16 protein-coding genes are annotated in these 13,286 nt (G+C 51.5%); 2 read left to right on the top strand and 14 right to left on the bottom strand.

Features of this window, described 5'->3' with window-relative positions; all coding sequences use genetic code 11:
• Positions 1-14 precede the first annotated feature (14 nt).
• The 11 genes from ndk to ubiT form a co-directional block, all read right to left on the bottom strand.
• Positions 15-446: a nucleoside-diphosphate kinase gene (gene ndk / locus HNR75_RS09875; protein ID WP_188026893.1), complete on the bottom strand. Its 432-nt coding sequence runs from the start codon at positions 444-446 to the stop codon at positions 15-17.
• A gap of 202 nt (positions 447-648) precedes the next feature.
• Positions 649-1,944 carry an aminopeptidase PepB gene (gene pepB, locus HNR75_RS09870; protein ID WP_188026810.1) on the bottom strand — a complete coding sequence of 432 codons (1,296 nt, stop codon included), beginning with the start codon at positions 1,942-1,944 and terminating at the stop codon, positions 649-651.
• 87 nt (positions 1,945-2,031) lie between these two features.
• A complete protein-coding gene (gene fdx / locus HNR75_RS09865) occupies positions 2,032-2,370 on the bottom strand; it encodes an ISC system 2Fe-2S type ferredoxin (RefSeq protein ID WP_188026809.1) in 339 nt (112 codons plus the stop codon).
• The gene (gene hscA / locus HNR75_RS09860) at positions 2,370-4,220 is read right to left on the bottom strand and encodes a Fe-S protein assembly chaperone HscA (protein WP_188026808.1); all 1,851 of its coding nucleotides are present in this window, start codon (positions 4,218-4,220) and stop codon (positions 2,370-2,372) included. Before hscA ends, fdx begins: the two co-directional genes overlap by 1 nt.
• Before the next feature lie 48 nt (positions 4,221-4,268).
• Positions 4,269-4,784 carry a co-chaperone HscB gene (gene hscB / locus HNR75_RS09855; protein WP_188026807.1) on the bottom strand — a complete coding sequence of 172 codons (516 nt, stop codon included), beginning with the start codon at positions 4,782-4,784 and terminating at the stop codon, positions 4,269-4,271.
• A 107-nt stretch (positions 4,785-4,891) separates the two neighbouring features.
• The gene (iscA, locus tag HNR75_RS09850) at positions 4,892-5,215 is read right to left on the bottom strand and encodes an iron-sulfur cluster assembly protein IscA (RefSeq protein ID WP_188026806.1); all 324 of its coding nucleotides are present in this window, start codon (positions 5,213-5,215) and stop codon (positions 4,892-4,894) included.
• Positions 5,216-5,235: 20 nt separating this feature from the next.
• Positions 5,236-5,622, bottom strand: coding sequence for a Fe-S cluster assembly scaffold IscU (gene iscU, locus HNR75_RS09845; RefSeq protein ID WP_188026805.1), 387 nt, complete (start codon positions 5,620-5,622; stop codon positions 5,236-5,238).
• An 18-nt stretch (positions 5,623-5,640) separates the two neighbouring features.
• Positions 5,641-6,855, bottom strand: a complete 1,215-nt coding sequence (locus HNR75_RS09840; protein WP_188026804.1) for an IscS subfamily cysteine desulfurase — start codon at positions 6,853-6,855, stop codon at positions 5,641-5,643.
• Positions 6,856-6,858: 3 nt separating this feature from the next.
• Positions 6,859-7,365: a Fe-S cluster assembly transcriptional regulator IscR gene (gene iscR / locus HNR75_RS09835; RefSeq protein WP_223157851.1), complete on the bottom strand. Its 507-nt coding sequence runs from the start codon at positions 7,363-7,365 to the stop codon at positions 6,859-6,861.
• Positions 7,366-7,447: 82 nt separating this feature from the next.
• The gene (gene trmJ, locus HNR75_RS09830) at positions 7,448-8,176 is read right to left on the bottom strand and encodes a tRNA (cytosine(32)/uridine(32)-2'-O)-methyltransferase TrmJ (RefSeq protein WP_188026802.1); all 729 of its coding nucleotides are present in this window, start codon (positions 8,174-8,176) and stop codon (positions 7,448-7,450) included.
• Positions 8,177-8,219: 43 nt separating this feature from the next.
• Entirely contained in the window at positions 8,220-8,741 is a 522-nt protein-coding gene (ubiT, locus tag HNR75_RS09825; protein WP_425506782.1) for a ubiquinone anaerobic biosynthesis accessory factor UbiT, read from the bottom strand.
• Between the two features lie 180 nt (positions 8,742-8,921).
• On the opposite strand from ubiT, the gene ubiU reads away from it, so the two are divergent.
• Both ubiU and HNR75_RS09815 read left to right on the top strand, forming a co-directional pair.
• Positions 8,922-9,917: a ubiquinone anaerobic biosynthesis protein UbiU gene (gene ubiU / locus HNR75_RS09820; RefSeq protein WP_188026800.1), complete on the top strand. Its 996-nt coding sequence runs from the start codon at positions 8,922-8,924 to the stop codon at positions 9,915-9,917.
• A 9-nt stretch (positions 9,918-9,926) separates the two neighbouring features.
• On the top strand, positions 9,927-10,796 hold the full coding sequence (locus HNR75_RS09815; RefSeq protein ID WP_188026799.1) for a U32 family peptidase: 870 nt from the start codon (positions 9,927-9,929) through the stop codon (positions 10,794-10,796).
• A 94-nt stretch (positions 10,797-10,890) separates the two neighbouring features.
• On the opposite strand, the gene nlpI is transcribed toward HNR75_RS09815, so the two are convergent.
• The 3 genes from nlpI to secF all read right to left on the bottom strand — a co-directional run bounded on the left by nlpI (position 10,891) and on the right by secF (position 13,276).
• Positions 10,891-11,814 carry a lipoprotein NlpI gene (nlpI, locus tag HNR75_RS09810; protein WP_188026798.1) on the bottom strand — a complete coding sequence of 308 codons (924 nt, stop codon included), beginning with the start codon at positions 11,812-11,814 and terminating at the stop codon, positions 10,891-10,893.
• Positions 11,815-11,902: 88 nt separating this feature from the next.
• Positions 11,903-12,277, bottom strand: a complete 375-nt coding sequence (locus HNR75_RS09805) for a rhodanese-like domain-containing protein (RefSeq protein ID WP_188026797.1) — start codon at positions 12,275-12,277, stop codon at positions 11,903-11,905.
• Between the two features lie 54 nt (positions 12,278-12,331).
• On the bottom strand, positions 12,332-13,276 hold the full coding sequence (gene secF / locus HNR75_RS09800; protein WP_188026796.1) for a protein translocase subunit SecF: 945 nt from the start codon (positions 13,274-13,276) through the stop codon (positions 12,332-12,334).
• Positions 13,277-13,286: the final 10 nt, after the last annotated feature.

Raw genomic sequence — 13,286 nt, 5'->3', positions numbered from 1 at the left:
GTACCTGCCAGCATTCAGCGGGTACGTGGGCAGATTTCATCTTCCGTGAAGAAAAATTCGATTTCCCGCGCAGCCGATTCGGCCGAATCAGAGCCATGCACCGCATTTTGTGTGACGGAGATGGCATGGTCTGCGCGAATGGTTCCCGCCTGTGCTTTTTCCGGATCAGTACTACCCAGTAATTCACGATGACGACGGATGGCATCCTGACCTTCCAGCACCTGAACCACAATCGGCCCTGATGTCATGAATTTCAGCAGGTTATCGTAGAATGGCTTGCCTTTATGCTCGGCATAGAAACCCGCAGCCTGTTCCTGAGACAAATGCAGCATTTTCGCAGCAATGATATGCAGGCCTGCACACTCAAAACGGTGGTAAATCTCGCCAATAATGTTCTTTGCCACTGCATCTGGCTTGATGATGGAGAAAGTGCGTTCAATCGTCATGCTATGTCCTTGTATCATCATAACTATTTTTCCTTATGTACTACGTTATGATGAAACAGGATGTGCTGCAATTGAAAAAATTGTGTTAATGATAAGTTGATCGAATTTTAGAATATTTGTATCAGCAGGCGTGGGGGTCAGAAGCAGACAGCGCCGTAATTCTCTCTGGTATAAGCCAAGAATGACGACGCTGAAAGAAGATTTAGCCGAGGGAACGTAACCAGCGGGCGATCGTTCTGACCCCATGGCCTTTACCGCCCGGCGCCCACAGATCGTTCGCATTTTTCTGGAACGAGGCCGACAAATCCATGTGTACCCAGCCTTTCACATCTTCGCGGACGAATTTTGAAAGGAATGCCGCAGCAGTCGTCGCGCCTGCCGTTCCTTCAGCCGAAGAAACATTACCGATATCCGCATAGGAAGAGGTCAGTTGCGCCGCGTGCCACGGCTCCAGCGGTAATGGCCACGCTTTCTCATTTTCTGCTTTGGCACAGGCAACAACAGCAGCTGACTGTTCATCCTGCAGACTGAACACAGCATGATAATCACGACCTAACGCCACTTTGGCTGCACCGGTCAGCGTCGCCGCATCCAGGATATACGGCGCACCGGTCGCGCTGGCGTCCAGCAAGCCATCAGCCAGCACCAGACGACCTTCGGCATCGGTGTTCAGCACTTCCACGCTGACACCATTACGATAGGTCAGAATATCCCCCAGTTTGAATGCATTACCACTGACCAGGTTTTCTGCACAGCAGAGCATCAGCTGGACACGCTGATTCAACCCCTGACGGATTGCCAGCGCCAGAGCCCCTGCCAGCATGGCGGCACCCCCCATATCCGATTTCATCGGCAGCATCATGTCTGATTCTTTCAGACTGTAGCCGCCCGAATCGAAGGTAATACCCTTCCCAACCAGACATGCCGTGATTGGCGCATCCAGATCGCCGGTCGGGTTGAAATCCAGCTTCAGGAATGCCGGCTCATTGGCACTGCCACGGCCCACATTATAGATGCCGGTATAACCCAGCTCTTTCAGCGCTTCGCCGGACAAAATATGATAATTCACCTGTTCAGGTGCCTGACTCGCGACAAATTTCGCGGCTTCAGTGGCCAGCGCGACCGGATACAGCTCTTCCGGCGAGGCATTGGTTATTTCACGGATCCAGCGGGTCGTTTCCAGCAGATCATCCAGTTGTTGCTGTTCTTCCGCACTCATGCTGCCAGGATCGAGTTGCTGACCGCCGCGCGGGTTATAGAACCCCTGGCAAAACGCGTAGCGACGTTCCAGATCCCATTCATCACCAATCAGAGACAGTTGTTTGATACCCTGACCATCCAGCCGGCGGGCGGCCCGCTGAATAAGACGTAACCAATCAGATGACGACCCTGTGAGATGAATAAATGCAGAACCCTGATTAAAACTCAGTAAGGCGTTCTCACCCCAGCAGGCATCAGCAGGCGCTTCAACCAGAATAACAGCCATGGATGTTGTCATGATTCTTTCCGATATCCTGAAAATAGAAATGGAGCAACAGGTTACCACTTCAGGTCCCACTGTTGCTCCATTTTCATGTAACAAAGATTAATGCTGCTCAGAAGCCAGATTGATCGTGTACTTCGGAATTTCCACCGTCAAATCTTCATCGTCCACATGCGCCTGACAGCTCAGCCGCGATTCCGGCTCCAGCCCCCAGGCCTTGTCCAGCATGTCATCTTCCAGTTCATCACTCGGCTCAAGCGAATCAAAACCTTCCCGGATAATGCAATGGCACGTCGTGCAGGCACAGGATTTTTCACAGGCGTGTTCGATATTAATGCCGTTCGCCAGCGCCACATCCAGAATGGTTTCCCCTTTTTTGGCCTCAACTACCATGCCTTCCGGACACAGTTTTTCATGGGGTAAAAATACGATTTTCGGCATCAGTTCACCTCGTCAATCTTATGTCCCTGCAAAGCAACACGGATCGATGCATCCATGCGTCTTGCAGCAAATTCACTCGTGGCTTCATCCAGTGCAGTAATGGCGGCCTTGATCGCGTCGGCATCGTCACCCTGCTGAACCATCACCAAATGTTGTATCGCCGCATCAATGGCAGCCCGCTCATCGGCAGACAACAGCGCATCACCATCTTTAGCCAAAGCCTGTCGCAGACTTTCCAGCACCCGATCCGCTTCAACCTTTTGTTCCACCAGCATACGGGCCTGAATGTCCTTTTCTGCGAACTCGACCGATTCACGCAACATTCTGAGCATATCGTCTTCATGCAGACCGTAAGACGGTTTCACCTCAATCGCCGCCTGAATACCGGTACTTTTTTCCATCGCACTAACGGACAACAACCCGTCGGCATCGACCTGGAAGGTGACGCGAATATGGGCTGCTCCCGCTGCCATCGGCGGAATACCACGCAGGACAAAGCGGGCCAGCGAACGGCAATCACTCACCAGTTCACGTTCACCCTGCAGCACATGGATCATCATGGCTGTCTGACCATCCTTAAAGGTGGTGAAATCCTGTGCGCGGGCCGCCGGAATGGTGGTATTGCGCGGAATGATCTTCTCGACCAGACCGCCCATGGTTTCCAGCCCCAGCGACAGCGGGATCACATCCAGCAGCAGCATTTCCGATTCAGGCTTGTTACCAACCAGAATATCCGCCTGAATGGCAGCACCGATAGCCACTACCTTGTCCGGATCGATGCTGGTTAACGGCGTACGGCCAAAGAAATCGCCAACCATCTGACGCACCAGCGGCACGCGGGTCGAGCCACCAACCATGACCACCTGCAGTACCTCGTCAGTCTCTACCCCGGCATCCTTGATGGCGCGACGGCATGACATCAGTGTACGTTTCACCAGCGGCGTGATCAGCGCTTCAAACTGAACGCGATCAATACTGCCGGACCATTGGGCAAACGAAACCGCCACCGTATCCTGAGCACTCAGTTGCTGTTTGACATCACAAGCCAGATCCAGCAACTGACGTTGCACCTGCGGGGTGAATGGCGCAACCAGACCCGCCTGTTCGGCGATCCAGTCGGCCAGCAGATGATCAAAGTCATCCCCGCCCAGCGCGGAATCCCCGCCAGTCGCCATGACTTCAAAGACACCCTGATGCAGACGCAGAATAGAAATATCGAACGTACCACCGCCCAGATCATAAACGGCGATCACGCCTTCCTGACCGGAATCGAGACCATAAGCCACCGCAGCAGCCGTCGGCTCATTCAGCAAACGCAGAACATGCATACCGGCCAGACGGGCGGCATCTTTGGTCGCCTGACGCTGCGCATCATTGAAATAGGCAGGAACGGTAATGACTACGCCATCCAGATCAGCGCCCAGCGCCTCTGTTGCGCGAAGCTGCAATGCCTTCAGGATCTCGGCAGAAACCTGAACCGGATTGACATCCCCCTGACAGGTGGTGATATGTACCAGGCCTTTGTCTTCACCGGTAAACTGATACGGCAGATTACTCTGCGCCACATCCGCAAAGGCCTTGCCCATGAAACGTTTTACAGACTGGATTGTATTCAGCGGATCTTCCGCTGCCGCATGCTTGGCCTCTGCGCCGACTTGCAGCCCCTCGGGAAGATAACGAACAACTGAAGGCAGAATATCTCTTCCCTGTTCATCTTTCAGTGTTTCAGCGACACCACTACGAACAACAGCAACCAGTGAGTTCGTTGTTCCCAGATCAATGCCTACCGCCCACTTTTGCTGATGCGGAGCGGCGCTCAGTCCGGGTTCCGCGATATGCAATAACGCCATAACGTATCTCTAGACCTCATCGGTATGCACAGAAACATACCTTATTCATTATAAATCAAAGAGCGACTCTTCCAGTTTATTCAGTTCATCCTTCATCTTCTGAACAAACTTCAGTTTACGTAATGTATCGGCCGCTTCCGTGTATTGTTCATCCGCCAGTTGCTGCTCCAGTGACTGAAAATAGCGCTGATAGTGCTGTTTCACTCTGCTCTGGAAGCGACTGATTGCCGTTTCATCCGGCTTTTTCTGTAAATCATCCAGCTCTTCCCGCCATTCCAGCTGTTCCATCAGAAACGCCGTGTCTTTTACGGTGTGCTGCTCGTGACGCAGATCGATACCTTGTAACAGCAGCAAATATTCCGCACAGGAGAGCGGGTTCTTCAGTGTGTTGTAGGCACTGTTGATCTCAACCGTTTTCTGCATGGACTCCAGCTTGATCGCGTCAGATTGCGCGGCCACGTTGTCCGGATGATATTGTTTCTGCAAATCACGGTAACGCACTGCCAGCGCTGCAGTATCAACGTTCAGCGAGACCGGAATCCGGAATAATTCAAAATAATTCACAAGCGGTTCCCTCTGGGGATATAAATGAAAAAGGCGCTTTAGTGCGCCTTTTATCATGTAACAGTGCAGTAAGCGAGTCGAATTCGCATTACGCTTCTGACGGATGATTAAACGGTGAAACTTTCACCGCACCCGCAGGCGTCTTTGACATTCGGGTTGTTGAACTTGAAGCCTTCGTTCAGACCTTCTTTGACAAAATCCAGCTCTGTACCGTCCAGATAGGCCAGACTTTTCGCGTCAATAATCACTTTAACGCCTTTGTCTTCGTAGACCTGATCTTCTTCATTCAGATCATCAACGAACTCGAGGACATAGGCCATACCGGAACAGCCGGAAGTTTTCACGCCCAGGCGCAAACCCACACCTTTACCACGATTCGTGAGAAAGCGTTTTACGCGTTCTGCCGCTGCATCCGATAATGTAATCGCCATATGTCCCTACCTTACTAACCTTAATTCAAACCTTTCTTGTGCTTGTAATCCGCAATGGCTGCCTTGATAGCGTCTTCAGCCAGAATAGAACAGTGGATTTTTACCGGTGGCAATGCCAGTTCTTCGGCAATATCCGTGTTCTTGATGGCGGCCGCTTCGTCCAGCGTCTTGCCTTTTACCCATTCGGTCACCAGCGAGCTGGATGCGATAGCTGAACCACAACCATACGTTTTAAATTTGGCATCTTCAATAACGCCATCTTCATTTACTTTTAACTGCAGTTTCATTACGTCACCGCAAGCTGGCGCACCCACCATGCCGGTCGCAACGTTTGGATCATCCTTGTCGAAGGAACCAACATTGCGCGGGTGTTCGTAATGATCAATAACCTTTTCACTGTAAGCCATACTATATTCCTCTAACTATCAGTGACTAACCCACTCGACCTTGCTGAGGTCAATCCCTTCTTTATACATGTCCCACAATGGTGACAGATCACGTAACTTGCCAATGGAGTTACGAATCAGACCAATTGCGTAATCAATCTCTTCTGCCGTGGTAAAGCGGCCGATACTGAAACGAATGGAACTGTGTGCCAGTTCATCGTTCAGACCCAGTGCGCGCAGCACATAGGAAGGCTCCAGGCTGGCAGAAGTACAGGCCGAACCGGAAGATACCGCCAGATCTTTCAGCGCCATCATCAGTGACTCGCCTTCCACATAAGCGAAGCTGATGTTCAGGTTACCCGCCACACGGTGTTCCATAGAACCGTTAACGAATACCTGTTCAATATCTTTCAGACCATCATACAGACGATCACGCAGCGCCTGAATGCGTACGGATTCATCCGCCATCTCTTCTTTGGCGATACGGAATGCTTCGCCCATACCCACGATCTGATGCGTTGCCAGGGTACCGGAACGCATACCGCGTTCGTGACCACCACCGTGCATCTGCGCTTCCAGACGAACACGTGGCTTGCGGCGAACATACAGTGCACCGATCCCTTTCGGACCATAAACCTTGTGTGCTGACAGTGACAGCAGGTCAATCTTCATCGCGTCAACATCGATCTCGACTTTACCGGCGCTCTGCGCAGCATCAACGTGGAACAGAATTTTACGGGCACGGCACAATTCACCGATCGCTGCCACGTCCTGAACCACACCGATTTCATTGTTGACGTGCATGATGCTGACCAGAATGGTATCCGGACGCATGGCCGCTTCAATCTGTTGCAGCGTCAGCAAACCGTCAGACTGCGGTTCAAGGTAAGTAACTTCATAACCTTCGGATTCCAGATGACGGCAGGTATCCAGCACTGCTTTGTGTTCGGTCTTGCAGGTAATGATGTGTTTACCCTGCTTTACATAGAAATGCGCAGCGCCTTTGATAGCCAGGTTATTGGATTCGGTCGCACCAGAGGTGAAAACGATTTCACGAGGATCGGCACCAATCAGATCGGCAACATGATTACGCGCTTCATCCACCGCCTCTTCGGCCTGCCAGCCGAAACGGTGTGAGCGGGACGCCGGATTACCAAAATTGCCATCCAGAGTTAAACATTGCATCATTTTTTCAGCAACACGGGGATCTGCGGGGCAAGTTGCTGAATAATCAAGGTAAATCGGGAGTTTCATCATTTACTCCATTAAACTTTCGATAATTGACTCTGCACTCATCATCGGTTTACGCGCTGAATGAGCAGAGCTCTGATGTTTGTTCTGTTGTTCGGCGACGCGTTTGATTTCTGCCTGACGCACTAATTCGCCCAGTGTAATTTCATTCAGGAAATCACTGATACGGGCACTCAAATCTCGCCATAATGAATGGGTCAGACACTGAACACCACCCTGACAACCACTTTCGCCGTGACAGCGGGTAGCATCTACCGATTCGTTCACGGCTGCAATGATTTTGCCGATGGCAATCTTATCGGCATCATCACCTAAACGATATCCGCCGCCAGGACCACGCACACTGGAGACCAGTCCCTGCTTGCGTAAACGGGCAAAAAGCTGTTCCAGATAAGAAAGAGAGATGCCCTGCCGTTCGGAAATATCAGCCAACGGTACCGGCCCGGATTCAGCATGTAAGGCAACATCCAGCATTGCTGTTACCGCATAGCGTCCTTTAGAAGTCAGTCTCATGGCTTGCATACCTGTCCGTTTATGATAGGCTCATGCTGTCATAACCTACTTTTTCAGTCAAGTATTATTCCTACCAAAACACTCAACTATTCCGTAACGTTTTCTGAACAGATGTTAATATACCGCGCAGGATATTTAACTCGTTATGATCAGGCCGCAGCCGCGTAAACATGCGCCGCAGACGCATCATCACATGTCCAGGATGATCGGAATGCAGAAATTGGGTCTGGCGCAGAGTTTCTTCCAGGTGCGTATAAAACAGCTCCATCGACGCCTGTGGTGGGTATTCTCCGTCGTCCGCGACAGGAACCGCCGACTCCTGCTGTGCCAGCCAGGACATACGGATTTCGTAGCAGAGCGTCTGCACCGCCATCGCCACATTCAGCGAGCTATATTCAGGATTCGCCGGAATATTGACGTGGTAGTGACATTGCTGCAGCTCTTCGTTGGTCAGCCCGGTACGTTCGCGGCCAAACACCAGCGCCACGGTTCCTTTCACCGCACCGTCGGCCAGCTTTTGGCCGGCCTGACGCGGGTCCAGCATAGGCCAGCTCAACGTTCTCGGGCGGGCACTGGTACCAATCACCAGCGAACAGTCCGATATCGCCTCCGCCAGCGTCGGTACAATGCGCAAGTTCGCCAAAATATCATTGGCGCCCGCTGCCAGTGCGGTCGATTTCTCATCGGGCGGCTGCACCGGATCCACCAGCACCAGCTGTGACAACCCCATGGTCTTCATCGCCCGGGCCGCGGAGCCGATATTACCGGTATGTGAAGTGTTAACCAGAATAATGCGAATATTTTCCAGCATCATGACTACCTGTTATGCCTTTTCTGCGCGCATGCTAACACAATCAGATGGTTGCAGCGCGCTCTAAGGTCATTTCAGGCGTTTGTATGCCTTTTTGTACAAACAGAGCCAGATCATTCAGTGCCAGACGGACGATTTTCGGCAACTCATCCAGATCCAGACTATCAATCAGGTTTTTCACTTCCAGGCCCAGTTCAGTATCCCCTTCAATCCGCAGACGACGCTGGAAAAAGAGACTATCCGGATCTTCTTTCCGGCCTGCGATCAGGATCAGATCATTTAAACCGGCCGCAAAACTCACATCAAACGAATCGCTCTGCTCTTGCACCAGTAACTGCCCCTGTTGCAGCGTGATAAAACAGCTCAGTTGCAGATCATCCACCGATACCTTCAGCAAGCGATCTTCCAGAAATTCAAAGTCGCCGTCTTCCAGCGCCTCTTTGAAAACACGCTGTAGGATAAAGACCATGGCGGCTTTCTTGGCAGCGAACGGGATCAACGACACTGGCAGACGCAGTAACTGCGGCGCCTGCAGCACCAGCTTGTGATGTAAATTTTTCAGCAACATAAACACTCCTCACGCGAATGTCAGGCATCTAATCACAGCAAACAGCTAAACATCCTGCCCCATATCAAACTTAGGCGAAATTGTCGTATCCGAGACCGGCGGAATATGGGGTCAGGTCAAAAAGTCATATTGTCTGAATGTTTACAATGAGGCGATTCTCATAATAAGAGTAAAGATATGGAGCTATTGTGTCCGGCAGGAAATCTACCTGCTCTCAAGACCGCCATTGATAATGGCGCAGATGCGGTTTATATCGGCTTTAAAGATGATACCAACGCCCGCCATTTTGCCGGGCTGAATTTCGATGATAAAAAACTGCAGCGTGCGGTGGAATATGTTCATCAGCACCAGCGGAAATTACATATCGCCATTAATACCTTTGCCCATCCCGGCAGTGCGCTCCGCTGGCAGAGTGCTGTCGATAAAGCGGTTGACCTGGGTGCTGACGCATTGATCATTGCCGATATTGCGGTGCTGGATTACACCCGACAACGCTACCCGCAGCAGGAAATCCACCTGTCTGTGCAGGCATCCGCCACCAACGGTGCCGCAGTCCGTTTTTATAAAGAAAACTTCAATATCCAGCGTGTGGTGCTGCCCCGCGTCCTCTCCATGCATCAGGTCAGACAGTTATCACGGGAAACCGATGTCCCGCTGGAAGTGTTTGCTTTCGGCAGCCTCTGCATCATGGCGGAAGGTCGTTGCTACCTCTCGTCCTATCTGACCGGTGAAAGTCCGAATACAGTGGGCGCCTGCTCTCCGGCCAAGTATGTGCGCTGGGAAGAAACCCCCAACGGGCTGGAATCACGTCTGAACGGCGTACTGATTGATCGCTATAAACAAGGCGAAAATGCCGGCTACCCAACCCTCTGTAAAGGCCGCTATGCCGTCGAAGGACACACTTACCATACGCTGGAAGAGCCAACCAGTCTGAACACCTTGTCACTCCTGCCTGAACTGTTTGAAACCGGCGTTACCTCGGTGAAAATCGAAGGCCGTCAACGCAGTCCGGCCTATGTGGAACAGGTGACCAAAGTCTGGCGGGCCGCGATTGATGCCTATAAAAAGAACCCGCAGCAGTATCAGGTTAACAGCGAGTGGGATAAACAGCTGGCAGCCGTATCCGAAGGTAGCCAGACTACACTCGGTGCCTATCACCGCCAGTGGCAATAAGGAGTCATCATGCATTTTTCTCTTGGCCCACTGCTTTATTACTGGCCAAAACAGGACGTTGAAACGTTCTACCGCCAAGCCATCCAGAGTACGGCAACCGATATCTATTTAGGTGAGACGGTCTGCAGCAAGCGCCGGGAAATGAAACTGGGCGACTGGATGACATTGGCGCAGGAGCTGCAGAATGCCGGAAAACGCGTCATTCTTTCCACGTTAGCGCTGATCCAGAGTCCGTCAGAGCTGAAAGAGATGCAGCGCTGGATCGATAACGGCAGCTGTATCGTTGAGGCAAATGATCTGGGCACAGTCCAACTCGCTTATGAACAGAAAGTGCCGTTTGTCTGTGGTCCGGCGATCAACTGTTACAACGCCGATGTCATTGCCCTGTTACTGAAGAAAGGCATGCAACGCTGGGTCATGCCCGTCGAGCTTTCCCGGGACTGGCTTGCCGAATTATTACAAGAATGCTCAGCTCGCGGCCTGCGCGACCAGTTTGAGGTTGAAGTGTTTGCCTACGGACATCTGCCGCTGGCCTATTCCGCCCGCTGCTTTACCGCCCGCGCACTGAACCGGGCCAAAGATGATTGCCAGCTGGCCTGTCTGCAATATCCGCAGGGACTGACCGCTGACAGTCAGGAAAGTGAAACGGTTTTTGTTCTGAATGGCATTCAGACCCAGTCCGGCCACTGCTACAACCTGATCAATCAGCTGACGGAAATGGCCGGTCTGGTGGATGTGATCCGGCTCAGTCCAGAAAAAGAGACACTGACATGGTTGGATAAATTCCAGACGCAACTGCAGACGCCATCCCATCATCCGTTACCCGCCAGAGAATGTAACGGCTACTGGCAGCAAGTGGCCGGCATGCAGCTTTGCTGATCGTCGCTATCTGCATCAAAAAGAAAGCCACAGAAACAAGAAAGGCATCCTCAGGATGCCTTTCTTCTATCTGATCTATCTGAACGTTGAACCGTTATTCTGCCTCAAAATCCAGCTCATCCGGATAACTGTTCGGCGCCTGATTGGCCAGTTGCAGTTCAAGCAACGCATACCGGTGTTCAATAAAATCAAACACATTATTTGCCAACGACAATTTAAAGTAGGCGTCAGCCGCATCCGTATTGCCCTGCAGCTGAGATAACTTGGCCAGATAGAAATAGGCCTCGCACAGCCGCTCAGCCAGCTGACGGTTGCTATTGGTACTGTCTGCGATCCGGCGAATAAACTCTGCCGCATCCTGCTTGCCGGTGTAGACCTTGACGATATTCCAGCCCCACTCGTCATTACGATGGTCGTCGTACTGCCGGACAAGTGTTTCCATCGCCTTATTACGATCGAGCTGAGCTGACGTCAGGAACAGCCATAAGGCACGGTACGGATCGTCCGGCTTGTGCTGCTGAAAAACCTCCATATCCTTCACGGCCAGTTCCGGACGATGCGCATAATACAACGCGATGCCTCTGTTCAGGTAGACGTAGTCATAACCGGGAGCCAGTTCCAGCGCAGAATCAAACGCGTCATAGGCATTATCGAAATCCTGCTGTTGTGTCAGATAGACGCCGATAAAATTATACGCTTCAGCAAAGTCCGGTTTTTCCCGTAAAGCACGGGAAAAATCAATCCGCGCCATGGTGCGCAAGCCGACTTTATCAAACATCATACCGCGCTCATAAAATAACGCGGCTCGCTGGTCACTGTTCAGATCATTTGTGGCCAGTAACTGTCCCAGACGGGCAAGTGCCAGCTCATTCTGATAAGTAACCTGCAATGGTGTAGCCAGAACAACAGAAGGTGGTTGCATATTTTTTGATAAGACATCGCTGTGGCTGCTGCATCCTGCCAGCGTACATGCAATGAGGACGCAACTCAGGCGTCCTAGCTGATTCCATAATTCCAACGACAACTCCAACCTGCCCGGCTTCGTATTTTAATGTTATGCCTGTAACGCTACTTTGTCATGCGATCTTATTGATAATTCCGGACTTTCAGAAGTCTTCCTCAACAGGATATCCGGCCTCTACCCAGCCGCGATAACCACCGTCCATGCTGATCACATCGCGATACCCCATCTGCTGTAGATTATCCGCAGCCAGAACAGAACGGAACCCACCGCCGCAATAAAGAACAAAAGGGGTATCCAGCTCCGGAAAGCGTGTTTCAATGTCCCGTTCCAGTATTCCCCGCCCCAGATACTGGGCTGCCGGAATATGGCCTTTTTCCCACTCGCTCTCTTCCCGTACATCCAGTAATACAAACGGACGGCTTTGTTCCATCCAGCGTTTTACCTGATGGACATCAACTTCGTTCACGCGCTGACGGACTTCATTAACCAGCGCCAGAAAACGTGGATTATGTTGCATATTCTTTCCTGCAAGAAAAAAGAGCGCTTAACGCGCTCTTTATAAATTAATGAATTATGGTTCGTAACGCTCTTCAGCGCCCTCTTTCTCCACCATCTTCGGCAGCAGATCTTCCCGGCTCATTTTCAGATACATTGCCCAGGCACTGGCAACATAAATGGAAGAATAAGTACCGAAACCGACACCAATCAGCAATGCGGTTGAGAAACCATGGATCATCGGGCCGCCTTTCCAGAACAGAGCAATGACCGTGATCAGAGTAGTACCGGAAGTAATCAGTGTACGGCTCAGCGTTTCTGTCATTGAAATATCAATGATGTTACGCATGGTATCATTGCGGATACGGCGAGCGTTTTCACGGACACGGTCAAATACCACGATGGTATCATTCAGCGAGTAGCCAACGACCGTCAGGACGGCAGCCAGCACGTTCAGATCAAACTCCATCTGTGTCCATGAGAACACCGCCAGCGTGATCAGCACGTCATGCCCCAGCGACATCACAGCACCAGTCGCCATACGCCACTCAAACCGTATTGCGATATAGATCAGAATACAGCCCAACGCCGCCATGATCGCCAGGAAGCCCTGATTCGCCAGTTCTTCACCCACAGAAGGCCCCACATACTCGATACGGCTCAGGTTAACCGCGCTGTCGAGCTCTGAGGCGCCCTTCTGCACACCATCAGAAATTTTCTGTTGTGTCAGTTCGCCTTTCGGGGCAATACGAATCACCACATCTTTGGTAGAACCGTAATACTGAACAACTGCGCCTTCAAGTCCCTGCTTGGTCAGTGCGCTACGAACGGCATCCAGATCTGCAGGTTTGCTGAATTTAAGTTCAGCAATCGTACCGCCGGTAAAATCCAGCCCCCAGTTAAACCCTTTGGTTGCAATCGTAAAAACGGACAACACAATCAGAATGCAGGAGAAAATGGTGGCTGGCATTGCCAGTTTCATAAAGGGAATCGTACGTCCCGGTTTTAACAGCTGAAACATGACCTTCCCC

Source organism: Tolumonas osonensis, assembly GCF_014202415.1.
Classification (GTDB): Bacteria; Pseudomonadota; Gammaproteobacteria; order Enterobacterales; family Aeromonadaceae; genus Tolumonas; species Tolumonas osonensis.
This window is presented reverse-complemented; position numbering and strand designations above follow the sequence as displayed.